This window comes from Gracilibacillus sp. D59 (genome assembly GCF_052246695.1).
In the GTDB taxonomy this organism is placed as follows: domain Bacteria; phylum Bacillota; class Bacilli; order Bacillales; family Amphibacillaceae; genus Gracilibacillus.
Genome location: NZ_JBQQCK010000006.1, coordinates 44,576 through 68,017, shown reverse-complemented (window position 1 = coordinate 68,017; position 23,442 = coordinate 44,576). Strand labels below are relative to the sequence as shown.

Annotated in this window: 22 protein-coding genes; 14 read left to right on the top strand and 8 right to left on the bottom strand. The window is 37.3% G+C overall.

The window, feature by feature from the left end:
• Positions 1-14 precede the first annotated feature (14 nt).
• Both ACTWP4_RS11790 and ACTWP4_RS11785 read right to left on the bottom strand, forming a co-directional pair.
• Positions 15-389 carry a PaaI family thioesterase gene (locus tag ACTWP4_RS11790; protein WP_443128967.1) on the bottom strand — a complete coding sequence of 125 codons (375 nt, stop codon included), beginning with the start codon at positions 387-389 and terminating at the stop codon, positions 15-17.
• A 15-nt stretch (positions 390-404) separates the two neighbouring features.
• Entirely contained in the window at positions 405-1,337 is a 933-nt protein-coding gene (locus tag ACTWP4_RS11785; protein ID WP_443128966.1) for a 1,4-dihydroxy-2-naphthoate polyprenyltransferase, read from the bottom strand.
• Between the two features lie 358 nt (positions 1,338-1,695).
• Between ACTWP4_RS11785 and ACTWP4_RS11780 the strand changes: the two genes are divergently transcribed.
• The 5 genes from ACTWP4_RS11780 to ACTWP4_RS11760 all read left to right on the top strand — a co-directional run bounded on the left by ACTWP4_RS11780 (position 1,696) and on the right by ACTWP4_RS11760 (position 8,190).
• Positions 1,696-3,081 carry an isochorismate synthase gene (locus tag ACTWP4_RS11780; RefSeq protein ID WP_443128965.1) on the top strand — a complete coding sequence of 462 codons (1,386 nt, stop codon included), beginning with the start codon at positions 1,696-1,698 and terminating at the stop codon, positions 3,079-3,081.
• 2 nt (positions 3,082-3,083) lie between these two features.
• On the top strand, positions 3,084-4,826 hold the full coding sequence (gene menD, locus ACTWP4_RS11775) for a 2-succinyl-5-enolpyruvyl-6-hydroxy-3-cyclohexene-1-carboxylic-acid synthase (RefSeq protein WP_443128964.1): 1,743 nt from the start codon (positions 3,084-3,086) through the stop codon (positions 4,824-4,826).
• Positions 4,816-5,592, top strand: coding sequence for a 2-succinyl-6-hydroxy-2,4-cyclohexadiene-1-carboxylate synthase (gene menH / locus ACTWP4_RS11770; protein WP_443128963.1), 777 nt, complete (start codon positions 4,816-4,818; stop codon positions 5,590-5,592). Before menD ends, menH begins: the two co-directional genes overlap by 11 nt.
• Positions 5,593-5,605: 13 nt before the next feature.
• A complete protein-coding gene (menB, locus tag ACTWP4_RS11765) occupies positions 5,606-6,424 on the top strand; it encodes a 1,4-dihydroxy-2-naphthoyl-CoA synthase (RefSeq protein WP_443128962.1) in 819 nt (272 codons plus the stop codon).
• A 323-nt stretch (positions 6,425-6,747) separates the two neighbouring features.
• Positions 6,748-8,190, top strand: a complete 1,443-nt coding sequence (locus ACTWP4_RS11760) for an o-succinylbenzoate--CoA ligase (RefSeq protein WP_443128961.1) — start codon at positions 6,748-6,750, stop codon at positions 8,188-8,190.
• Positions 8,191-8,243: 53 nt separating this feature from the next.
• Here the strand turns inward: ACTWP4_RS11760 and ACTWP4_RS11755 are convergent, their stop codons facing one another.
• Complete coding sequence (locus tag ACTWP4_RS11755) at positions 8,244-9,494, bottom strand: DNA polymerase IV (RefSeq protein ID WP_443128960.1); 1,251 nt, start codon at positions 9,492-9,494, stop codon at positions 8,244-8,246.
• A gap of 155 nt (positions 9,495-9,649) precedes the next feature.
• Between ACTWP4_RS11755 and ACTWP4_RS11750 the strand changes: the two genes are divergently transcribed.
• The gene (locus ACTWP4_RS11750; protein ID WP_443128959.1) at positions 9,650-10,210 is read left to right on the top strand and encodes a DUF1541 domain-containing protein; all 561 of its coding nucleotides are present in this window, start codon (positions 9,650-9,652) and stop codon (positions 10,208-10,210) included.
• A gap of 164 nt (positions 10,211-10,374) precedes the next feature.
• Here the strand turns inward: ACTWP4_RS11750 and ACTWP4_RS11745 are convergent, their stop codons facing one another.
• Positions 10,375-10,827 carry a ferritin-like domain-containing protein gene (locus tag ACTWP4_RS11745; protein WP_443128958.1) on the bottom strand — a complete coding sequence of 151 codons (453 nt, stop codon included), beginning with the start codon at positions 10,825-10,827 and terminating at the stop codon, positions 10,375-10,377.
• A 371-nt stretch (positions 10,828-11,198) separates the two neighbouring features.
• Between ACTWP4_RS11745 and ACTWP4_RS11740 the strand changes: the two genes are divergently transcribed.
• The 6 genes from ACTWP4_RS11740 (at position 11,199) to asnB (ending at position 17,351) form a co-directional block, all read left to right on the top strand.
• On the top strand, positions 11,199-12,044 hold the full coding sequence (locus tag ACTWP4_RS11740; protein ID WP_443128957.1) for an ABC transporter ATP-binding protein: 846 nt from the start codon (positions 11,199-11,201) through the stop codon (positions 12,042-12,044).
• 208 nt (positions 12,045-12,252) lie between these two features.
• Positions 12,253-12,573 (top strand): hydrolase, encoded by a 321-nt coding sequence (locus tag ACTWP4_RS11735; protein ID WP_443128956.1) that lies wholly within the window; start codon positions 12,253-12,255, stop codon positions 12,571-12,573.
• 103 nt (positions 12,574-12,676) lie between these two features.
• Entirely contained in the window at positions 12,677-13,234 is a 558-nt protein-coding gene (locus ACTWP4_RS11730; RefSeq protein WP_443128955.1) for a hypothetical protein, read from the top strand.
• Positions 13,235-13,256: 22 nt separating this feature from the next.
• The gene (gene ytkD / locus ACTWP4_RS11725) at positions 13,257-13,739 is read left to right on the top strand and encodes an RNA deprotection pyrophosphohydrolase (RefSeq protein ID WP_443128954.1); all 483 of its coding nucleotides are present in this window, start codon (positions 13,257-13,259) and stop codon (positions 13,737-13,739) included.
• A 330-nt stretch (positions 13,740-14,069) separates the two neighbouring features.
• A complete protein-coding gene (gene metK / locus ACTWP4_RS11720; RefSeq protein WP_443128953.1) occupies positions 14,070-15,272 on the top strand; it encodes a methionine adenosyltransferase in 1,203 nt (400 codons plus the stop codon).
• 177 nt (positions 15,273-15,449) lie between these two features.
• On the top strand, positions 15,450-17,351 hold the full coding sequence (asnB, locus tag ACTWP4_RS11715; protein ID WP_443128952.1) for an asparagine synthase (glutamine-hydrolyzing): 1,902 nt from the start codon (positions 15,450-15,452) through the stop codon (positions 17,349-17,351).
• Between the two features lie 204 nt (positions 17,352-17,555).
• On the opposite strand, the gene ACTWP4_RS11710 is transcribed toward asnB, so the two are convergent.
• Positions 17,556-18,062, bottom strand: coding sequence for a gamma carbonic anhydrase (locus tag ACTWP4_RS11710; RefSeq protein ID WP_443128951.1), 507 nt, complete (start codon positions 18,060-18,062; stop codon positions 17,556-17,558).
• A gap of 82 nt (positions 18,063-18,144) precedes the next feature.
• Between ACTWP4_RS11710 and ACTWP4_RS11705 the strand changes: the two genes are divergently transcribed.
• Positions 18,145-19,215, top strand: coding sequence for a tetraprenyl-beta-curcumene synthase family protein (locus tag ACTWP4_RS11705; RefSeq protein ID WP_443128950.1), 1,071 nt, complete (start codon positions 18,145-18,147; stop codon positions 19,213-19,215).
• Positions 19,216-20,024: 809 nt separating this feature from the next.
• On the opposite strand, the gene ACTWP4_RS11700 is transcribed toward ACTWP4_RS11705, so the two are convergent.
• The gene (locus ACTWP4_RS11700; RefSeq protein ID WP_443128949.1) at positions 20,025-21,395 is read right to left on the bottom strand and encodes an aldehyde dehydrogenase; all 1,371 of its coding nucleotides are present in this window, start codon (positions 21,393-21,395) and stop codon (positions 20,025-20,027) included.
• Between the two features lie 185 nt (positions 21,396-21,580).
• Here ACTWP4_RS11700 and ACTWP4_RS11695 point away from each other — a divergent pair, with 185 nt between their 5' ends.
• Entirely contained in the window at positions 21,581-22,000 is a 420-nt protein-coding gene (locus tag ACTWP4_RS11695) for a hypothetical protein (RefSeq protein ID WP_443128948.1), read from the top strand.
• Positions 22,001-22,035: 35 nt separating this feature from the next.
• Here ACTWP4_RS11695 and ACTWP4_RS11690 read toward each other — a convergent pair whose 3' ends face one another.
• Entirely contained in the window at positions 22,036-22,764 is a 729-nt protein-coding gene (locus ACTWP4_RS11690) for a class I SAM-dependent methyltransferase (protein ID WP_443128947.1), read from the bottom strand.
• Between the two features lie 12 nt (positions 22,765-22,776).
• The gene (locus ACTWP4_RS11685) at positions 22,777-23,325 is read right to left on the bottom strand and encodes a class I SAM-dependent methyltransferase (protein ID WP_443128946.1); all 549 of its coding nucleotides are present in this window, start codon (positions 23,323-23,325) and stop codon (positions 22,777-22,779) included.
• Positions 23,326-23,442 lie beyond the last annotated feature (117 nt).

Here is a 23,442-nt window from a genome sequence, read left to right as displayed (position 1 = left end):
CTCGATTTTTTTATTTATTGATTAATGATCCCTAATGTACAACGAGAAATCGCAATTAATTCCTCGTCCTCATCCTCTACATTAATAGTCCACACCATCGTCCTTTTTCCAATATGAACAGGAGTCGCCTTAGCAACAATAACTCCATCCTTCTTTGCTCTTAGATGATTACAATTTATTTCAATACCCACAACTGCTTGAGCAAGTGCATCCACATGTTCCATACCACCAATGCTGGCAGCCGTCTCTGCAAGTGCCACTGTTGCTCCACCATGCAGAAATCCCATAGGTTGTTTGACTTTTCCAGTAATCGGCATGGCAATCGAGACGAGATCTTTTGATTTTTCCTTTATTTCCATTTGTAATGCTTCCATTAAGGTGTTGTCCATACAGTTTCCTCCAGTTTACAATGGCAATGGAATAATTATTTGTAATAATAATGATAATCCGATCAGTGCGCCGTAGATCGTATTAGTTTTAGCAGTGGCAACCATAGCAGGAATCATTCCAACATTTGTTGTATTGGCTTGGAAAGTACGCACTGCCAGGCGAGCTTTCGGTATGCTTAACAAACTAATGACACTATAAATTGGTAATAGTCCGGTGATAATAAAAGCAGCTGTTAAAGCATAGCTAAGTAACATTAAGCTGGACAAAAGAAAAATGGCTCGCTCTCTCCCAATTAATATAGCAATCGTTTTTCGGCCGTTTTCTTTGTCTCCATCCAAATCCCGAATATTGTTAGATAAAAGGATACAGCCAATAAAAATTGCAATCGGAATAGAAATGACGATTACCTGCCATGTGATTGTTAATGTTTGAATATAGTAACTAATCCCGATAATAACGGTTCCCATTAAAAATCCAGAAAAAATTTCTCCGAAAGGTGTATAGGCAATCGGGATCGGTCCACCTGTATATAAATAGCCGATTAACATGCTTATGCTACCTATAACAGCGATCCACCAGCTGGATGCCATACAAATATATACACCTAACAAAATTGCGGCTCCGAAAAAGACAAATGCTAACCTTTGTACGACAATAGCTTTGACACCATCTCTGACAATGGTACCACCAATGCCGACAGAGTTTTCGTTGTCCAATCCTCTCGCATAATCGTAATACTCATTAAACATATTGGTTGCTGCTTGGATCAACAATGCTGCAATTAACATAGCAACAAATAATAATGGTCGGAAACTACCATCCAATACCGCTAACATTGTTCCGACAAACACTGGGATAAAGGAAGCAGTCAATGTATGTGGTCTAAGTAACCTCCACCATATATGTAATCCAGGTTTTTCATTTAAATGGTTTGATTTTGTTTCCATTGTAAGAAATCTCCTTGATAAAAATTAAGTAACATTATAAGTTTAGTGAATACTTAAATATGTGTCAAACTATTGTTATAAAGTGAGACTATGATCAGTGGGTCCCTCGCTGATCATTTGCGAAACTTATTAGGGTGTTAGCGTCTGTTTTCTCAAAAATTATCCTTGAGTTAAAATGGGGATATTACAGACGGTTAGCACCGTGATAAACAATATTCATCACCAAAGATAAGTTTTTTGTTATACTATTAAAGGGTAATACTCTAAAGAACATATTATTATCTTTAAAAATAGTGCAAATTATACTATAATGAATAGCGTTTATGAAAAATGCCCTATTATATTGGAGGGTTTATTAATGATTGAAACAAAGGAAATAAAGATAGATGGTGTTTTACAATCAGCACAGAAACAATCTATAGATAAATCGGCACCAACCTTTGTTAGTGTTACGGAACAAATAGAGTGGATCGACCCGATTGATTTCTTTCAGGCTGGTAAAACAATAGAAGAAAACCGTATTTATTGGTCTAGCGCAGATCAGAAAACTCAATTTGTTGGCATTGGAGAAGCCAAGCTTTTTCATGACCATGATGCTTCTTATCAAGATTTAAAAGAAAAATGGAAACAAACGATGAAAAATAGTTGGATTGTCAATCCGTACGATCAATATAAGACAGGCCCGATTGCTTTTGGTGGTTTTCCATTTGATGCAAAAGAGAAAGTTGAGGAATTATGGGAAGGATTTAATGGCAACCAATTCCGTGTTCCAACTTTTCTGTTAACGATAGATAAAAATAAATCATTTTTAACTACGACTGTTTATGTTGAGCAAGGAAGCAAAATCGACCAACTTGCAGCAGATCTTATTACGCGAAAGAATCAGTTATTACATGGACACAAGCCAGCGTGTCAGAAAAACCAAATTGTGTTAAAACATGAAGTAGATCCTGCAGAATGGAAAAAACTTGTTACAAAAGCGACAACAGCTATAAATTTACAACAGGTAGATAAAATTGTCTTAGCAAGAGAATTACAAATTGAATTTGATGAAGTTTGTGATACTGGACAAGTCCTCGACCGTTTACAGAAAACCCAGAAGAACAGTTTTATTTTTGCCTGGGAAAAGGATCATGTTTGCTTTATTGGTGCAACACCTGAACGCCTAGTGAAAGTAGATAATCAACAGTTATTTTCTACCTGTCTAGCCGGGACAGCTCCACGTGGGAAGACAAAGGAAGAAGATAACTATTTTGGCGAGCAGTTACTCCAAGATCAGAAAAACCGGAATGAACACCAATTTGTGGTAGACATGATCAAAGAAGCAGTTCGTTCCTTTGCTAAGTATGTCAAAATACCAGAGGAGCCAGTCTTATATCCTTTAAAAAATCTGCAACATTTATTTACGCCTGTAGAAGCGGAATTAGATGAAGGCTATACATTATTAGATGTTGTCGAAAAGCTCCATCCGACACCCGCATTATGCGGATTTCCACGAGAAAGCTCACTAGCGTTCATTCGAGAATTTGAACAGCTGGAACGTGGGTGGTACGGAGCGCCGATCGGGTGGTTTGATCAGCATTTTGATGGGGAATTTGCAGTAGCTATTCGATCTGCACTTGTATCCGGAGATAAAGCATCCTTATTTGCTGGTTGTGGAGTTGTCCAGGATTCAGATCCTGAAATTGAGTATCAGGAAACAAATATTAAATTCACTCCGATGTTACAAGCTTTGGGAGGATAGTTATGAATCAAGTTGAGTCTTTAACCAAGTATGTTGGTCATTTCGTTGATCAGCTTTATAAAAGTGGTGTGCGTGATATTGTCATTTCTCCGGGTTCGCGTTCGACACCATTGTCTCTCATCTTTGCAGAGTATAATCACTTTAATATATGGGTAGATATAGATGAACGTTCTGCAGGATTTTTTGCAACAGGTATCGCAAAGCAAACAAAAAAAGCAGTCGTACTTGTCTGTTCTTCTGGTACGGCTGCTGCTAATTATTATCCAGCAATTATTGAAGCTTCGTATAGTCGTATTCCTTTAATTGTGTTGACAGCGGATCGACCACATGAGTTACGTGATGTTGGTGCTCCACAAGCCATTGATCAAATCAAGATCTATGGCGACAATGTTAAATGGTTTCATGAAATGGCACTGCCTGAAGCGACACCAAACATGCTGCAATATGCAAGAAATCATGCTGACCGAGCAGTGCATACTTCGTTATATCAAGTGAAAGGACCGGTACATCTCAATTTTCCTTTTCGCGAACCACTTATTCCTGACTTCAGCTTAGTCGGAATTTGGGGAGAGGATGCTGTAGATACAAATCACTTTAAATTTGATGAAACTCGGGTTTCTACGCAGTTATTAACGGATATTCAGCATCAATTACAAGATAAAAAACGAGGAATTATTGTATGTGGACCGCATGACTATCCTGATTTAGCTACTGCGATTGTAGCTTTAGCAAAAAAATGGAAATTACCTGTACTCGCAGATCCGCTATCCTTTTTAAGGTGTCCAAATGGAGAAAATGTTGTAGTAGAAAGCTATGACAGTATCTTAAAGTCGAAAAAAGTAAGAGAACTCATCAATGTGGATTTCATCGTCCGTTTTGGTGCAATGCCTGTTTCGAAGCCTGTACTGCAACTTTTACAGGAAAATAATATCGAGCAATATATTATCGATGAAGATGTTGCATTCCGGAACCCTTCTGTAAAGAGTGCACATTATTTGTACGGGAATCCGGTTGATATAGCAAATCAGTTAGCAACCCTTTCATTATCATTTGATAATGGTTGGTTACATACTTGGCAAAAGTTGAATGAGTCAGCCAAACAAGTATTGATGAAAGAACAGGATGTTTTAACAGAAGGTTTAGCTGTTCGTGGTATTCAAACCGTTATCCCTGATGAAAGTGTATTATTTGTCGGTAATAGTATGCCGATTCGAGATGTCGATACTTTCTGGTTGTCGACAAATAAAACGGTCAGCATTCATGCGAATCGTGGGGCTAATGGCATTGATGGCATCATCTCTACCGCACTTGGCATGGCGACTAGTGGAAAACGTGTGACTTTATTGATCGGTGATGTTTCGTTTTTACATAGTATGAATGGGTTATTATTGACGAAAAATTACTCGCTTAATTTGACAATTGTATTGATTAATAATCAAGGTGGAGGCATCTTTTCCTTTCTACCACAAGCGAAAGAGGGAAGTCCTCATTATGAAATGTTATTTGGTACACCACAGTCGATTGAATTCGATAAGGTAGCAGCGCTTTATGACTTTGATTTTTATACAGTTGAAAAATGGTCAGGCTATTTAAATGCTCTAGAAGTTAGTTACCAACAGGAAGGTGTTTCGTTAATAGAAGTAAAAACCGACCGAAATGAAAATGTAACATGGCACCAAACGAAATGGCAGGAGATTGAAGAGCATATATTGGCTATTTTGGAGGAAAATAGAGATGTATATTGATAACTATTGGGTAGAACGCTTTGGCGATGGACAGCCTGTTGTGCTGTTGCATGGTTTCACTGGCTCTGTGCAAACATGGCAAGCGCTACGTCCTTTTTTGCCTAACCAACAATTGATCGTTATTGATTTGCCGGGGCATGGTTATACGAAGGCTAAAGTGAATTCGATGGATGACTGCTGCAAGGATTTATATGAAATTTTTAATCAATTGACTTTGGAACAGTTCGATCTTGTCGGATATTCAATGGGAGGAAGGACTGCTTTATCCTTTGCTTGCCGTTATCCGGAAATGGTGAGAACATTAACGCTGGAAAGTGCTTCACCTGGCTTAGCAAAGGAGGAGGAGCGACAGGCAAGACAACAGAAAGATCATGAACTTGCTGACTATATTTCTAGTCATTCATTAGAAGCATTTGTTGAAAGATGGGAGAACATACCACTATTCGCTTCCCAAAAACAATTAGCTGTCGAAATACAGGAAAAAATTCGCAATGAGCGATTATCGCAATCGAAAGAAGGATTAGCACATTCGTTATTAACGATGGGAACAGGTATGATGTCGTCATGCTGGAATCTTCTTGATCAGTTAAAAATGCCTGTTTTACTAGTAGTTGGTGAATGGGATGAGAAGTTTGTTCAGATAAACCAGCAGATGGAAAAATTGATTTCAAATTGCCGATTAGAAATAATTAATCAGGCTGGACATGCAATTCATGTGGAACAAACGCAAATTTTTGGTACAATAATAGAGGAATTTATTTCTTAGAGGAGGTCATCAAATGACAGTAGAATGGGAAAATGAACGCACTTATGAAGATATTTTATATGAAACGTATAATGGAATTGCCAAAATAACGATTAATCGCCCAGAGGTACGTAATGCATTCCGTCCTCACACGGTGAATGAATTGATTGATGCTTTTACATATGCACGTGATGATTCTAATATCGGTGTAATCGTGCTTGCAGGTGCAGGAGATAAAGCATTCTGTTCCGGAGGAGATCAGAAAGTTCGTGGCCATGGCGGTTACGTAGGTGAAGATGAAGTTCCTCGTCTGAATGTGTTAGATTTACAACGTTTAATCCGTGTGATTCCAAAACCAGTTGTTGCAATGGTTTCCGGCTATGCAATCGGAGGCGGTCATGTATTACATGTTGTATGTGACTTAACAATTGCAGCAGATAATGCAATTTTTGGACAAACAGGACCGAAAGTTGGAAGCTTTGATGCTGGTTATGGTGCTGGTTTATTAGCGCGTATTGTTGGTCATAAGAAGGCCCGAGAAATTTGGTACCTATGCCGTCAATATAATGCACAAGAAGCATTGGATATGGGGCTGGTTAATACCGTAGTACCTCTTGAAAAATTAGAAGAAGAAACAATTCAATGGTGTGAAGAAATGCTGGAGAAATCGCCAACTGCGCTTCGTTTCTTGAAAGCATCATTCAATGCAGATACAGATGGACTAGCTGGTCTGCAGCAAATGGGTGGAGATGCAACACTGCTTTATTACACAACAGATGAAGCAAAAGAAGGTCGTGATGCGTTTAAAGAAAAACGCAAGCCGGACTTTAAACAATTCCCAAGATTCCCATAAGAATGAAACAAGGCCAATACATTATGTGTTGGTCTGTTCTTTTTCATTCAGTAGTGGAGAACGGACATTGGTTCCGCTATTTGTGCCAAAAGTGATGTTTTTATGATGTTGGCGGACATCTATTCCGCTATTCATCCAAATTAACGCTGTTTTTTAGCAAAAGTAACCCAATAAGGGATTAAATGTCCGCCAACATCGAAAAATGGGTGTTATCCTACCAAATAACGTACTATATGTCCACCCAACCGCACGCAGAATCACTGAAGGGTATCCCACTTCGCAGACGGGGAGATGCACGGTTTTTTAGAAATTGAGAAGAAGGTGTGAGAAGAATGGAACATTGGCTGACGAAACGGGTTTATTTAACACCAGACAACATTGCGATCGAGTTGAGTAATGGTGATACGGTGACGTTTGCTGAATTATATGAGAAAGCATGTGAATTTGCTTCCAAAATATATTCGATTCATCCAAAAGGTCATATCGCTATGTTATCGAACAATTCAATCGATATGGTGGTTACTTTTTGGGCTTGTACATATTTAAATGTCCCAGTGGTTTTTCTTAATACGCGATTAACTGCTAGAGAATGGCAGGTACAATGTGAGGATGCAGATGTCAAAACCGTTATTTATGCTGATCAGTACAAGGAGAGTGTTCAGTCGTTGACTTTGTCGACTTATCCTTTTTCTGATATTCATTCTTTTCAAACTTCGGAGTGCACATTGACTTCCGATATGGACTCTGATTTAGTTTGTTCGATGATGTTTACTTCGGGAACAACAGGTCGGGCAAAACCTGTGATCCATACTTATCACAACCATTGGTCCAGTGCAGTAGCGTCTGCTTTAAACCTAGGATTGATGCCAAGCGACAAATGGCTCGCATGTCTTCCGTTATTCCATATCGGCGGCTTATCGATTTTATTCAAAAGTGTGATATATGGTATGCCGGTTTATTTATTAGAGCGATTTGATGAAGAAAAGATACACAATGCGATAATGGAGCAGAATGTTACCATTATCTCCGTTGTAGCGATAACTTGTTCTCGATTGTTGGAACGGTTAGCTGATGGTTATTATCCGAGTTCGTTTCGTTGTATGTTGCTAGGTGGTGGACCTGCACCCAAACCATTATTAGAGAAGGCGAAAGAAAAACATGTTCCGATTGTACAAACTTATGGCATGACCGAGACATGTTCGCAAATTGTGACACTTAACGAAGCTGATGCTTTCCGAAAATTAGGTTCTGCCGGAAAACCACTTTTCACGGCATCCTTGCAAATTCAAGCTGACAATACGAGAGCTAAGCCCAACCAAGTTGGTGAAATTGTTGTACAGGGGCCAATGATAACACCAGGATATTATCGTCGGGAGCAAGCTAATAAAGAAGCTTTTCAAAATGGATGGTTTCATACCGGTGATTTAGGTTATCTGGATGAAGAAGGCTTCCTGTTTGTGGTTGATCGACGTAGTGACTTAATCATTTCTGGTGGTGAAAATATCTATCCAGCTGAGGTAGAAGAAGTACTCTTATCATTTAAAGGTGTGCAAGAAGCGGGAGTGACGGCGATAGAAGATAGTAAATGGGGACAAGTCCCTGTTGCCTATATAGTAACAGCGAACGAAAAGGTGACAGCTGATCAATTGCTGGTACATTGTCGCGAAAGACTCGCTTCATTTAAAGTCCCGAAGCAGATTTATTTCCGTGATCACCTGCCACGAAACGCGACTAACAAACTGCAAAGGCATCGATTGAGAAGTTAGTTGATCGTAAAATAAAAAGACAGCATTGCTCCAATCAATAGCTGTCTTTTTTATTATGCATAATGTCCCCCGATTTTTTTGCTTCTTTCCCTTGTAATCCCGGCTTCGGTATAGCTTGTTGCACGTAAAATAGCAGTCGATCCATATTTGGCCCGAATTGTATCCATTACATAACCGATATCCTTTTTTTTCGGTTGATCTTCAAATAAATTCAACTGTGTCTCGATATCATCATACAGGTTATTCAATGATACGGTGACACGACGAATTTTACTATGGCGATTATAAAATTGATGAAATAGTTGTAAGCATATATGATAAATATCCATGGTCACATTAGTAGGCAAATGAAGGGAACGTGAGCGATGAAAACCACCACTATTATCGGCATAGCCAATCCCCAAGTGAATCGTTCTACCTGCTCTTTGATGGGTGCGGGCACGCCTGCATACTTCTTCGCATAAATCGAGAATACAAGTTAATGTCTCTTCTGCCGTGTAATCTCGTAATAAGGTAATACCGTGTCCGAAACCTTTTTGTTCTTCCTTGTTACCAAAAGAATCATAAACAGGGCTTAAATCAACGCCCCACGCATGCCAGTATAACTGCTCCCCGATCACACCGAACCGTTTTTTTAATCTGTCCAAGCGGTAGTTAGCCAGTTGTCCCAAATAAACAATTCCCATACGATTTAGGTGTATGGTCAGTCGTCTGCCGATTCCCCATATTTTTTCAATTGGAACCGGCCATAATAAACGCTCAACATCTTGATAACGACATGTAGCAATCCCGGTTTTTTTCGCATATAAATCCATGACTACTTTCGCCAAAAACTTGTTGTCGCCAATTCCAATCGCACAGGTTAATCCCATCGTGTCATATATTTCATCTTTAATCATTTGAGCAACATGGCGTGCATTTCCATATAAATGTTCTAATCCATCGACAGTAATCCACATCTCATCAACGGAATAGGGATGGATCGCTTCTTTGGGAACATAATGATGCAACAATTTGGTGATTTGCATTGACATATTAACGTAATCGCCCATTTTTGCCTCAACGACATAGATAGCGGGATCTTTAGGCAACTCGAAGTACCTACTCACATTTTTGACGCCATGCCGTTGTTTTAAAGCTGGGGAAGCTGCAAGAATAATACTGCCGGATCGATTTTTATCACCAACAACAGCAAGCATGGTTGTCATCGGATCCAACCCGCGTTTGACACATTCAATACTTGCATAAAAGGATCGCATGTCGATACAAAGCACATTATGTTTAGGAAAAGAGCTATAATCCATCGTCCAACACCTCTAACGAACGTTTGTTCTATTTATTAGTATAGTCTATGTATGTAAAAAATAAAAGTGTTAAAATATAGTAATTAAGGTGACACTATTCAAAGGATTCCAGTCAGAACTAACATCTGACAAAGTACAATAACGAGGTGAATGATATGAAAAAAATATTAATCAGTTTATCATTAGGCATTGCTGTCCTTTTATCTGCTTGTGGTGCTCAAGAAGACTCTCCGGTTGAAGAATCCAATCAAAATGGTGACAACGAGATGGACCATGCTAAGATGGGTCACACCAGTTCAAGAGAAGTACCGGAAGGATTAAAAGAAGCTGAAAATCCTGTTTATGAAGTAGGAAGTAACGCCATTATTACTGAGGCTCATATGCAAGGAATGAAAGGTAAAGAAGCCACTATTGTTGGAGCATATAACACATCTACATATAGTGTTTCTTACACACCTACAGATGGTGGTGAAAGAGTAGAAGATCATAAATGGGTTATACATGAAGAAATCGACAAAGCAGGAGATAAACCTTATCAACCTGGAGATGAAGTGACATTAAATGCATCACATATGGAAGGAATGAAAGGTGCTACTGCTGAAATTGATTCAGTAGAGCAAACAACTGTGTATATGGTTGATTTTACTACTGAAAATGGTGAGGAAGTAAAAAATCACAAGTGGGTAGTGGAAAGTGAGTTATCACCAATTGAATAGTAAAAGCGTGAATGATAGACCTTAGTGTTAACATCATGTTGAAGGGGATAGCATCCAATCAATCATATAGAGAATAAAGGACCATTTTTAAAGTGGTCCTTTCTCTTCTTCTGCTTAGGCTACTACAGTTGATATCCCTAGTTTTAGTAAACGCGTAACCACTTTTAAGTTTTATGACGCATAAAATACAAAAACCAAACAGCGTGATTTTGTTCGTCTGCGGCAGCACGTGTGAATGTTTCTTTAATGTTTGCTCCAGTTCTATCGGCCATATCCAAATAAAAATCCACAGCTTCCTGCTCATCATTAAAAGCAAAATCAATTCCATCCCTATAATTGTTTGGGCAATTTTCTGTAATAGTGTAAGTTGGTTTCTGACCTGTTAAATTCACATAAATATTAGTAAAATCTTTTAAGTGTTTCTTTTCGTCATTTTGAATTTCGAGAATCTGGTTGATTTGTTTTGAATTGGGTGCCATTTTTGCAAGCTTGTCATAACATGATATAGCACTATATTCCGCGTTGATTGCTTTTTGAATATCTGAAAGAAAAAGAGACTGATTGGAAGGACGATAGTATCCAGCGTATGGAAAAGCATTGTTATAATATGAATTCATATTGATTCCCCTTAATTATTGGTATTTATTTATGTATATGAATTCCCTATAGGTAGGTGTGCTAGTACTATAATTTCTATTTTATCACAGTGCTAAACGTCTGTAAGCCCCTCACTGACCATAGTCTCACTTTATAGAAACTTCTATGGTTTATATATAATGGAATAATAAGACAATCCGGTATATGAAATTAAACTTAATGTATATATAATATTAGGAAATGAGAGGCCATGAATGAGAGAAAATATTGAAAACGATTCTCAAACTCATTGACTTCCTTAACAAAAGCTAATAAACTAGAGACAGAGTAAAAGTTTGAATCGAAGATATTAAAGAAGGCCCGAACAGTGTGAATAAGGGAGAGGTTCAGCATGGAAACACTAGTAACAAAAGATTTGACGCTTGGATATGGTGATGAAGTTATTATAGATGAATTGGATATTACGATCCCTAAAGGAGAAATAACAGTCTTTATTGGTGGAAATGGTTGTGGCAAATCAACATTGTTACGTTCATTAGCACGATTAATGAAACCAAAACAAGGTGATGTTGTTTTAAATGGGGAAGATATTGCAAAAATTCCAACAAAAGAAGTTGCGAAACAATTAGCTATTTTGCCGCAAAGTCCTATCAGTCCGGAAGGCTTAACGGTAGAAGATCTGGTGAAACAAGGAAGACATCCATATAAAACAATGTTTAAGCGTTGGTCTGAAGAAGACGAAAAGGCTGTCACAGAAGCATTAGATGCGACAAATATGGCAGACTTGAAGGACCGTGCTGTTGATTCCTTATCAGGTGGTCAACGCCAGCGTGCGTGGATTGCGATGACACTTGCTCAAGGTACAGATACCATATTATTAGATGAGCCCACTACTTATTTAGACATGACACACCAAATTGAAATTCTGGATTTGCTTTTTGAATTAAATGAGCGACGTAAAAGTACAATTGTCATGGTGTTACATGATTTGAATTTAGCTTGTCGTTATGCGCACCATATCGTTGCAATTAAAGATAAACAAGTATATGCTCAAGGAAAACCAGAAGAAATTGTTAACTGTAATCTGGTTCATGATGTATTTCAAATGAAAGCTGATGTATTATATGATCCGATGTTCGGTACACCTATGTGTATTCCACACGGTCGAGGACGTTGTCTTATTAAAGAAGCTGTCGCAGAGTCCAAACAACAACAAATGCAATCTATCGGTAATTAAAAAAAGCCCTGTATTCCTAGAATGCAGGGCTTTTTGTATGCAAAAAACAATTATGTTCACCCTATATAAGCAACTTTCACTCCTATGAACTTGGTAAAGTGTTTTTCTTTACCAAGTTAGCTCAAAGCCTGAGCTACACGTGCTTTTGATCTAGATCTGCATGTTTCTAATTAATTTACATACAATACCTGTGAAGAGGTGAAAAAACATGGAAAAGAAAACATACTACGTCAATATTGCTTCACAGGAAATCTCCCAAATCCCATATGGTAACAATGCGGAATACACTATTCAGGCAACAGATGAAGAAGTCTTTCTGCTAAGAGAAAAATTTAATGAGATACACGAAGATGATATAGGAACATTCGTTCGTGCTCATATTCCTTTTGTCCAGTATCATCAAGATCCTGAAAATGATGATTATGATACTGATTTACAGGACGTCATGCAAAAGATCTATCAATTAGCAACACCTGAAACAAAGCAAGCCATGGACGAATCCGGAATCAATCCAAAAAGTGAGAAATAAATGAAACAAATCGGTAGGTCTATACGTCTAATTTTATAAATAAATGTTTACAATAGATAGTAAAAGGAATAGATAAATAAAAGGACGTAAGGAGGGAGAAACCATGAAAAAAATCATCACGATCGTAACATTTGTAGTCCTTTTTGTATTTGCGATTGTCATGATCAATCAACCAACTGTCGAGCAAATGTATGCAAAACAAGATCAGATACATGCACAAAAAAATATCGGACTCAAACAAATTCAAGTTGACAATATCAAGCAAATAACAGAGACAAATGACATTACACACGAAGAAATAGTGAAACTGACAGATAAATTTATGGATCTATTAGTACAGGAAATTGATGATCATTATAAAGTGGTACGATTCAATACAAAAGAGGAACTTACAAATGCTTTTGAGCCTTATATTGTAAAAGAAGCAGTAAAACCTTATATTGATTTCTACTATAAAGAAAAAGAAGACGGTTTGTATATAGTCCCAACAGAAACACCACCATGGTTTGAAAAGGACAAAGATTATGAGAAAGAATCAGAAGGTAACAAAGTAACGATTACACAAACTAATGAAAATGAATTATATGGTACGTATACGATTGAAATTGTATTTAAAAAAATAGATAGTAAATGGAAAATAGCAAACATTAGCCATAAGTAAAAATTAAAGGTAGTATAGAGTTATGAAAACTTTTTATGATTATTATAATAACAAAATACAATTATCATTCGAAAATCAGCCGTTTGATTCAGACCCAAAGCATGTCTGGGTGATTTGCCGTTTCGAAAAGAAGTGGTTGTTAACAAAACATAAAAATCGTGGACTGGAATTTCCAGGCGGTAAAGTAGAACAAAATGAAACGCCGAAACAAGCAGCAATAAGAGAAGTACTAGAGGAGACGGGAGGCGAAGTAGATCAAATCAATTATATTGGACAATATTTCGTATCTGGAAAAAGAGAAAAGCTGGCGAAAAATATCTACTTTGCAATAGTGAAAAAGTTGAATGAGCAAGATTCTTACTACGAAACAGAAGGACCAGTTTTGTTAGAAAATCTTCCTGACAATATTAAATCCAATGAAAGATATAGTTTTATAATGAAAGATAATGTTTTAACACATAGTCTGGACTATATCGAAAAAATAATTGAACCAACGTATAGCTAACGGATGGCTATGCGTTTTTCTTTGAGGAGAGTAATCCAGATCATGCAGTTTAATCGGTTGACTTTATTTCATGAATCCGATACGATATATGCTATAATTATGAAGACAAACTCTAGACTCACACAAATTAAAGTCTAGAGTCATATATTTTATTATAACCAAGTAATTTTATCGGATTAATCAGGTAATTTGCCTCGTGCATTTTTTATGGAAAAGTTGTATAGTTGAAGATGTAGATTTTTTTACTCACATAAATTCTTTAATTAGACTTTTATATAAAAGTGAATGATGAAAGTCTTGGTGGAAACTAAGAGGGAGGAAACAAAGAACATGGCGAAAAATAGACGCTTATTCACATCAGAATCAGTTACAGAAGGTCATCCGGATAAAATTTGTGACCAGATATCTGATGCAATCTTAGATGAAATTTTATCAAAGGATCCAAATGCAAGAGTAGCTTGTGAAACAACGGTAACTACTGGATTAATACTAGTCTCTGGTGAGATTACTACATCCACATATGTAGATATTCCTAAAATCGTACGTAATACGATTAAAGAGATTGGTTATACAAGAGCGAAGTATGGCTTTGATGCAGAAACTTGTGGTGTATTAACAGCTATTGATGAACAATCAGCTGATATTGCAGGTGGTGTTGATCAGGCACTTGAGGCAAGAGAAGGCCAAATGACAGATAATGAAATCGAAGCAATTGGTGCAGGTGACCAAGGGCTTATGTTTGGTTATGCTAATAATGAAACACCAGAATTAATGCCACTTCCAATCAGCTTGGCACACCGACTAGCAAAACAATTATCAGATGTTCGAAAAAATAAAACGTTAGATTATCTACGTCCTGATGGAAAAACACAAGTAACAGTGGAATACGATGAAAATGACAATCCTCAACGTATTGATGCCATTGTTATTTCAACACAACATCATCAAGATATTACCTTAGAGCAAATTCAACATGATGTAAAAGAACATGTTATAAAACCAGTTGTACCTGCTGAATTGTTGGATGAGGACACAAAATACTTCATCAACCCAACTGGACGTTTTGTTATCGGAGGTCCTCAAGGTGATGCAGGTTTAACAGGGCGAAAAATCATCGTTGACACGTATGGTGGTTACGCACGTCACGGTGGGGGTGCTTTTAGTGGTAAGGATGCGACAAAAGTTGACCGGTCTGCTGCATATGCTGCTCGTTATGTAGCGAAAAATATTGTGGCTGCAGGATTAGCAGAAAATTGTGAAGTACAATTAGCATATGCGATCGGTGTAGCGCAGCCTGTATCTATTTCAATCAATACATTTGGTACTGGAAAGTATACAGAAGAAGAATTGGTTGCAGCGGTACGTGAAAACTTCGATCTTCGACCAGCTGGTATAATTAAAATGCTAGACTTAAGAAGACCGATTTACCGTAATACAGCTGCATACGGTCACTTCGGACGTACAGATGGAGATTTCCCTTGGGAAAATACAGATAAAGTAGACGTGTTAAAGTCATTTTTGTCAATGGTCTAAAACATAATATAATGAACTAAAGTGCAAAGCGCTCGTTCAGCTATCTCCGTTAAAAAAATGCCAGGTATATAATGTACTTGGCTCTTTTTTTTTGATAAAATAGAAAAATATGTGAAACACTAGAAATAATTAATCGTCATATAAGTGAATGAATTTTTTAGGAAAGAAGGAAATAGGATGTGCGGTTTTATTGGACTATTAAAGGCAGAAACAAAATGGTTAGATTCTACAGAACGACAAGAATTTGAAAACCGTAATAACATCATCCACCATAGAGGACCCGATGATGAAGGATATTATGAAGATGAGCATATTATTTTAGGATTTAGAAGATTAAGTATTATTGATGTTGAAAGTGGACATCAGCCATTCACTTATCATGATGAACGATATTGGATGGTATTCAATGGCGAAATATATAATTATCTAGAATTGAAAGAATCCCTACAAAAGCAAGGAATGACCTTTTCAACAGATTCCGATACGGAGGTCATTATTGCCATGTTTGCTAAAAAAGGAGTGGACACGTTTCATGAACTCCGAGGAATGTTTTCGTTATTAATTTGGGATAAAGAAGAGCAATGTTTATATGGAGCAAGAGATATGTTCGGCATCAAACCATTTTTTTACAAAGATTCAGAAGAGGGAATGTTTTTTGCTTCAGAAAAGAAAAGCTTACTTGCTGAATCAGAGCAAATGGATCATGATGCAATGCAACATTACTTCACCTATCAATATGTACCTGAGCCGATGTCAATGAACAAAAATATTAATAAGTTAGAGCCAGGCAGTTATTTTATTAAAGAAAAAAATATGCCATTAGCCATCTATCATTATTTTCAACCGGATTTTAATGTAAAGCACTATGAAAATGCGGAGTGGATAGGGCGTATTCAATCCTCATTAGATCAATCTGTTGCTATGCATATGCGTAGTGATGTTCCAGTAGGTTCTTTCTTGTCCGGTGGTATAGACTCTTCATTAATCGTCGCATTAGCCAAAAGATATCATCCGAATATCAAGACATTTTCTGTTGGGTTTGAACAAGATGGTTATTCTGAAATCGATGTTGCTAAAGAAACTGCCGATCGTTTAGGCGTTGCAAACTATTCGTATATTATTTCACCCATGGAATATGTAGCGAAATTGCCAAAAATTATTTGGCATTTGGATGATCCTTTGGCAGATCCTGCATGTGTACCTTTGTATTTCGTAGCAAGAGAAGCAAAAAAACATGTGACAGTAGTGTTATCAGGAGAAGGAGCGGACGAATTGTTTGGTGGTTACAATATATATCGCGAACCTGACGCATTACGCGTTTTTGAATCCATTCCTACACCAGCTAAAGATTTATTAGCACGCGTAGCCGAAGTATTACCTGAAGGTGTTAAAGGAAAAAGCTTCTTAACAAGGGGTACAACCCCATTAAGGAAACGGTATATTGGTAATGCAAAGATGTTTGAAGAAGCGGAAAAGAAAAAGCTGTTTAAAAGTTATGCTGAAGAATACAATTACCAAAAGGTGACAGCACCATTTTATGATCAAATAGAACATGAACATCCAGTGCATCAAATGCAATATATTGATATGCAAACATGGTTGCGTGGAGATATACTGCTTAAAGCAGATAAAATGACGATGGCACATTCATTGGAATTGCGTGTTCCGTTTTTAGATAAAGAAGTATTTAAGGTAGCTAGGGAGATACCTGTATCAAAGAAAATAGCAAATGGAACAACCAAACATATTTTACGAGAAGCTGCTAGCGGAATTGTACCTGATCATGTATTGAATCGGAAGAAACTAGGTTTTCCTGTTCCAATTCGTCACTGGTTAAAAAATGAATTATATGAATGGGCGAAGAATCTTATCCAAGAGAGTGCGACAGATCATTTGTTAGAAAAGAATGTTATTACTGACCTTCTCGATGAACATTGCATCGGAAAAAGGGATAATAGCAGAAAGCTTTGGACCGTTTTTATGTTTATGTTATGGCACCAGATTTATATCGAGAACAAATATGATATTTCAGAGTTACAGGAAGAAGATAAGACAGAAAGCAAGCTTGTTCATATCTAATGAGCAAGCTTGCTCTTTTTTTTACTAAAAGACAAGAAAGTATAAAATTTGCGCGGATGTCTAGCTCCGAGCGCCCAAAAACTAGGCGACTTCACGAATCACCCTACGATAAGTCATCATCGGTTCGCAAGCTCACCGTGATTCCTTTATCTCAGTTGATTAGCTCCAGTCGCTACGTTTCTAGGCGGGCGCTCTGCGCTTTTCTTAGCCATGTTTATAGATTTGGCCTTTATCAACATAATCTTGTTGAATCCGTTCCATTTCCTCGATATCTCCTTTTGTTAATTCACGGACTACTTTAGCGGGACTTCCAAAAGCAAGAGTACGAGGTGGGATTTTTTTGCCAGGAGGTACTAAACTACCTGCACCAACAAATGCTCCTTCACCAATCTCTGCTCCATCTAAAATAATCGACCCCATACCAACTAAGGCATTTTTGCGAATGATAGAGGAGTGTAAGGTAACCTGATGCCCCACTGTGACATAGTCCTCAACGATCAAAGGTAAGTCAGGACTTTGGTGTAGTAATGATAAATCTTGTATGTTGGAATAAGCTCCGATTTTAACCGGTGCTACATCACCTCGAATCACCGTTTTAAACCAAATGCTAGAGTATGCTCCAATTTCAACGTCTCCGGTAATGACGCAATCTGGTGCGATGAAAGCTGTTTGATCAATCGAAGGAGTTTTTCCTTTATAATCATATATCATCTATGTTAACCTCCTATTATCTAGTTAAATATATGATATCATATTAGTACGGAAGCAATAAAAGTAAAGTGAGGGAAAAAAGTTGTCAGTAAACGTCCCAACCAAAGCACCAAGCTTGATGAAAAATGTCTATCAAAAAATTTTTCCACAAGTAAAAAGTGAATTGAATTACTGGAATAAACGCGCAAATGAAATACCGAATGAAGAGCTTCGTACCCAAGCCTTAGCAAGTATAAGAGATAAAAAGTTCCACTGTCAGGGTGGGAGTGTGTACAGTTTATTAGCTGGCGATCAATGGCGAGAAGCTATTCGATTTATTGTTGCCTATCAAACGATAAGTGATTATTTAGATAATTTATGTGACCGGAGCACTTCACTGGATCCAACCGATTTTCGCAGACTGCATCAATCAATGGAAGATGCATTATCACCAGAAAATGAAATCAAGAACTATTATCAATATCGCGAGGAACAAGCAGATGGTGATTATTTAGTTGGGTTAGTTAAGACATGTCAACAAGAACTACGTAAGATTAGCAATTATTCAATCTTTCAATCACATATGGTTCAATTAGAATCCCTTTACAGCGATTTGCAAGTACATAAACATGTTGTTCATGATCAACGTATTCCACGGTTAGAACAATGGTTCCAGCAGCATCAGCAAAGATGGCCGATGCTAAGCTGGTATGAATTTTCTGCTTGTACAGGTTCTACTCTAGGGATTTTCTGTATGGTATCGTATGGGCTAAACAATCAGATGACAGAAGAATTGGCAAAAAAAATATTTGATAGTTATTTTCCCTTCTTACAGGGCTTGCATATTATGCTTGATTATTTTATTGATCAGCAGGAAGATGAGGAAGAAGGCGACTTAAACTTCTGTAATTATTATCAAACTCCACAAGAATTGGAACAACGCCTTGTCTATTTTGTAGAACAGACTAACCAGCATGTTCAAGCATTACCAGACCGTCGTTTTCACGAAATGATTCAACATGGATTAATCGGTCTTTATTTAGCTGACCCAAAAGTGAAACAAATGAAGCAGTTTGAAACAATTGTGAAACGATTGATAAGAGTGAGCGGACGCAAGTCGCAATTTTTCCATTGGAATATTAAAGTGTACAATCGATTGGCAGGTAGGTATTAACAAGAGAAATTTTTGAGGCTGAGACAAATCAATTTTGTCCACTCCAAGGACGAATAATGTAAAGAATTAAAATGAATATAAGAAGGATTCTATGTAGTAACTGATAGGTGTAACTATTGGTCAAAGTGGTAATTTTGACATGTATAAAATGTTTGACAACCGCTACGGCTTGCCCACTTCGCTTTCCGAGGGGCGTGTCTTCAGCTAACTTTTGTAAAGAACTTCACTTTACAAAAGTGGATCTTCAGATCACGCTGATCCCCCAGGAGTCGAAGTGGGCGCCTGCGCTAAAAAAGGTTCTACAATGGGGATAAGTAGTAGAATTTCAATTCTTATTTCTTGACACGATTCTACCGTCTGTAAGACCTCAACTTAACGCTTTAAGTAAATCGAAGACGCTAACACCCTGATAAGTTTCGCTAATGGTCAGTAGGGGGTAAAACCCCCACTGATCATAGTCTCACTTTATATATACTAGTCTTTTCGAAAGTTCAAAAAGCTAACTGTCATAAATGTTGTACAACTTTTTTTAGCGGAGGAGCCCGCTTTCACTCCTGTAGGAATGTTTTCTCTGAAGATCCACTTTTCCGAGCGATCTTTGCTTGGAAAAGTTAGCTGAAGATAAAACCCCACGAAAAGGGAAGCGGGTATCCGAAGCGAATGATTAGCAGTTAAAACCGTTTCAAAGGGTATTACCTTCCTATCACACAATTGAAAAAAAACGAACGATAACAATTTCTAATCGTAGAAATTCGCATAATCGTTCGGTTTATATTTTTTATCAAATCACTTTTGTCCCAGCCTCTCTGTTATTTCATAAAACGTTTGAGTAATTTTAATCCGTTTTTCATATTTGGGTAGCGAAAAGGTATATCAAAGGTTGTTGTTTGTTTCAAGACACTCTTTTGATGGGAAAAGGTAAGAAAACTCTCTTTCCCATGATATGCCCCTATGCCGCTGTTACCAACCCCACCAAACGGCAGGTAGGGAGATGCTAAGTGGTATATTATGTCATTAATACAGCCGCCGCCAAAGGATACTTTGTCAATAATGTCCTCTGCTAAGGCATCATTGTCAGAGAAAAAGTAAAATGCAAGCGGATCTGGATGGAGGTGAATGCCATGAATGACATCATCTAAGTCTTGGTAATCCATAATCGGTAATATGGGACCAAAAATTTCATCCTGCATTACGTTATCGTCCCAAGTAATATCTGTTAATAAAGTTGGTTCGATCTTTAATTTTTTGCGGTAACTTTTTCCGCCGAGAATGGTATTACCATTTGTTAAAAATCCTTGAAGACGATCAAAATGTTTTTCGTGTACAATACGAACAAAATTTTGATTTTCTAGAGGATGTTCCCCATACATTGTGGTAATTGCCTGCTTGAGCTCTGTTAAAAAGGATCGTTTAATATCTTCGTGTACATACAGATAATCTGGAGCGACACATGTTTGACCGGCATTCGTGAATTTTCCCCAGGCAATCCGTTTTGCTGCTACTTCAAGGTTGGCATCTTTATGAATGATAGCCGGACTTTTCCCACCCAATTCTAATGTGACAGGGGTTAAGTTTTTCGAAGCGGCTTCCATCACAACACGTCCTACAGGGACACTGCCAGTAAAAAAGATATAATCGAAATTTTCTTTGAGTAATGCCTGGCTTGTTTCTGCAGCACCTTCAACAACTGTTATAAATGATTCAGGAAAGTTCTCAGAGATCAATTCTTTGATAACGGAAGATGTTTCAGCTGTATACTCGGATGGCTTAATTATCGCACAATTACCTGCGGCGATAGCCCCAATTAGTGGTGCTAGTGCAAGTTGGAAAGGATAGTTCCATGGTGCAATAATTAAAGTAATGCCATATGGTTGTTGATAAATATAGCTTTTAGAACCGGTGTGGGTAATAGGTGTTTTTACCTTTTTACGTTTAATCCATTTGGGCAGCTCTTTGATCGTATGATCGATTTCACTATATAGAATCCCAATTTCCGTCATATAGGTCTCCAGATCTGATTTATTAAGATCTTTCTTGATAGCAGTAAGAATTTTGGCTTCATATTCTTTAATGCCTGCTTTTAATGTATTCAGAGCATCGATGCGAAAATGTAAATCTTTTGTTTGATTAGTTTCAAAAAAATGCCTTTGTTTGGCAAGGAGTGATTGATATTCTACCATGTGTCTCATTCCTATCTGTGCTTTTTTTAAAGCATAGCATTTGTCTTGAGTAAAAAACAATTGTTCTGTGTGTAACTTTTTCGTGAAAAATACGACTGATCAGATGAGTGATTGGAAAGATAAAAAAATTTATTTCCACTAATGGAAGTCTCACTTTATCAAGCGCTCGTGGAGGGTTTAATGAGATGAAAAAATATCTGTACGTATTTATCGTTGTTCTAATAATTATTACAGGATTTCTTTTAGGGAAGCAGTATCAAGAAAATCAAGCTTTTATGGACCAACTTTTATTACATCAAGTTATTGATATAGAAGATGTTAAAGCGATGTATGTAGGGCGAAGTGATGAACCATTAACGGAAATCGATACAAAAGAAGACATCATTAATGCTTTTAACAATTATCCAGCAAATCAAATAACAGAAAAAAATATCGACCATGTGGAGGCAAAACTAGTCATTGAACTTCAAGGGGATATAGTAATTAAGATTCTTTATAGTGATGACAGTCTTTTTGTGAAACGAAATGATGTTGCTGCAGGTGAAATTTGTTATGAACTAATAAAAGGTAATGAGCAGATTGAAGCTTTCTTCTCTAGTCAATAAAATAGTCCCTGTATTGACAGGAACAACTGAAAGATTCATTTACTTTTTTCTGCGGAAAGAATTAAAAACATTGGTCTTCGCAGTTCGTCTTGCATTTCGGGTAACATGTCATCAGAAGGAGTGGACTCTTTAACTGCTTCTAGAATAAAACCCGCAGTAAGTAAGTCATTGATATAAGTGGATAATGTCCGATGATATTTTATGACGTTCTCAGTTAGAAATGATGTTTCACGCACATCTTCTTTGTGGTAATGATCAACAGGCCAATGTAACCGATTTCCAACGTTATCATAATACCAGTCCTGTTCTTCCCGAGAGGTGAATATCGGGTGCTCAACAGAGAAAATAAAGGAGCCACCAGGTTTAAGATAACGAAATACTTTGTTGCAAATTGCTTGATAATCTTTTACATAATGGAATGCTAATGAACTGAAAACTACATCAAATGCAGCATCTGGAAAATCGATATCTTCTATTGGTTTGTTGATGTAAGATATGGAGGGATCATTTGTCATGATACGTGCTTCTTGTAACATTTTTTCAGAAATATCTACACCGACAACGGAATTGGCTTCTTGCGCACGGGCGTATCGGCAATGCCATCCAAAACCACACCCCAAGTCCAATACATCTTTATGACGTAAATTCGGGATCAACGGTTTAAAGATATGCCATTCTCCTGCTGCTTCGAGACCTTTAGTCGATCTTGGCATTTTTTTATAAGCGGTAAAGAAATTTGCATTATCATATTTATTTTGCTTCATCGTTTACAACTCCTATTTTAATTTCTCGATTGCGATGATAAAAGGCGGCTTATTTATCTGGTTAATAAATTGATATTGCAACACTTGATATTCCTTCTGATCCAGTTCTTCGCAAAAGCTCAATACGCGATTTTTTTCTGAGGTACCACCTTTATGACCATGATAAATCACAATTACGATTCGACCATATTTTTTCAGAATAGGTAACATCGAGCTAATCGCTTGGATCGTTGTATCTGGTGTAGTAATAATTGAACGATCCGCTTTTGGTAAATACCCTAAATTAAAAATTGCTCCCGCTATCGTCTTCTCTTTCACATATTCAGATACATGCTCATGACCGTCATGAATCAGTTCTACATTTTCTATCCGTTTTTCAGCTAATAATGCCTCTGTCTTTTCAATTGCTGGCAATTGAATATCAAATGCATATACTTTTCCTGCAAGCTTACTTAGCATTAAAGTGTCATTACCATTTCCGCACGTTGCGTCAATTGCGATATCACCTTGATGCACAACTTCTTCTAATAATTGATGGGAAAAAGGGATAATTGCTTTCATGTTGGTTACTCCTCTGAATATGTTTGTAGGCAAGATAACATGAGATATCCTCACTTATCTCAGGTTATATCCATCTCTGTATTTTAGCAAATATTTTTTGAAAAGTGTATGATATTT

Bases quoted from the DNA above. Each gene is read 5' to 3' on its own strand.
- ACTWP4_RS11790 (WP_443128967.1), bottom strand. From the start codon at position 389: ATGGACAACACCTTAATGGAAGCATTACAAATGGAAATAAAGGAAAAA.
- ACTWP4_RS11785 (WP_443128966.1), bottom strand. From the start codon at position 1,337: ATGGAAACAAAATCAAACCATTTAAATGAAAAACCTGGATTACATATA.
- ACTWP4_RS11780 (WP_443128965.1), top strand. From the start codon at position 1,696: ATGATTGAAACAAAGGAAATAAAGATAGATGGTGTTTTACAATCAGCA.
- menD (WP_443128964.1), top strand. From the start codon at position 3,084: ATGAATCAAGTTGAGTCTTTAACCAAGTATGTTGGTCATTTCGTTGAT.
- menH (WP_443128963.1), top strand. From the start codon at position 4,816: ATGTATATTGATAACTATTGGGTAGAACGCTTTGGCGATGGACAGCCT.
- menB (WP_443128962.1), top strand. From the start codon at position 5,606: ATGACAGTAGAATGGGAAAATGAACGCACTTATGAAGATATTTTATAT.
- ACTWP4_RS11755 (WP_443128960.1), bottom strand. From the start codon at position 9,494: ATGGATTATAGCTCTTTTCCTAAACATAATGTGCTTTGTATCGACATG.
- ACTWP4_RS11750 (WP_443128959.1), top strand. From the start codon at position 9,650: ATGAAAAAAATATTAATCAGTTTATCATTAGGCATTGCTGTCCTTTTA.
- ACTWP4_RS11745 (WP_443128958.1), bottom strand. From the start codon at position 10,827: ATGAATTCATATTATAACAATGCTTTTCCATACGCTGGATACTATCGT.
- ACTWP4_RS11740 (WP_443128957.1), top strand. From the start codon at position 11,199: ATGGAAACACTAGTAACAAAAGATTTGACGCTTGGATATGGTGATGAA.
- ACTWP4_RS11735 (WP_443128956.1), top strand. From the start codon at position 12,253: ATGGAAAAGAAAACATACTACGTCAATATTGCTTCACAGGAAATCTCC.
- ACTWP4_RS11730 (WP_443128955.1), top strand. From the start codon at position 12,677: ATGAAAAAAATCATCACGATCGTAACATTTGTAGTCCTTTTTGTATTT.
- ytkD (WP_443128954.1), top strand. From the start codon at position 13,257: ATGAAAACTTTTTATGATTATTATAATAACAAAATACAATTATCATTC.
- metK (WP_443128953.1), top strand. From the start codon at position 14,070: ATGGCGAAAAATAGACGCTTATTCACATCAGAATCAGTTACAGAAGGT.
- asnB (WP_443128952.1), top strand. From the start codon at position 15,450: ATGTGCGGTTTTATTGGACTATTAAAGGCAGAAACAAAATGGTTAGAT.
- ACTWP4_RS11710 (WP_443128951.1), bottom strand. From the start codon at position 18,062: ATGATATATGATTATAAAGGAAAAACTCCTTCGATTGATCAAACAGCT.
- ACTWP4_RS11700 (WP_443128949.1), bottom strand. From the start codon at position 21,395: ATGGTAGAATATCAATCACTCCTTGCCAAACAAAGGCATTTTTTTGAA.
- ACTWP4_RS11695 (WP_443128948.1), top strand. From the start codon at position 21,581: ATGAAAAAATATCTGTACGTATTTATCGTTGTTCTAATAATTATTACA.
- ACTWP4_RS11690 (WP_443128947.1), bottom strand. From the start codon at position 22,764: ATGAAGCAAAATAAATATGATAATGCAAATTTCTTTACCGCTTATAAA.
- ACTWP4_RS11685 (WP_443128946.1), bottom strand. From the start codon at position 23,325: ATGAAAGCAATTATCCCTTTTTCCCATCAATTATTAGAAGAAGTTGTG.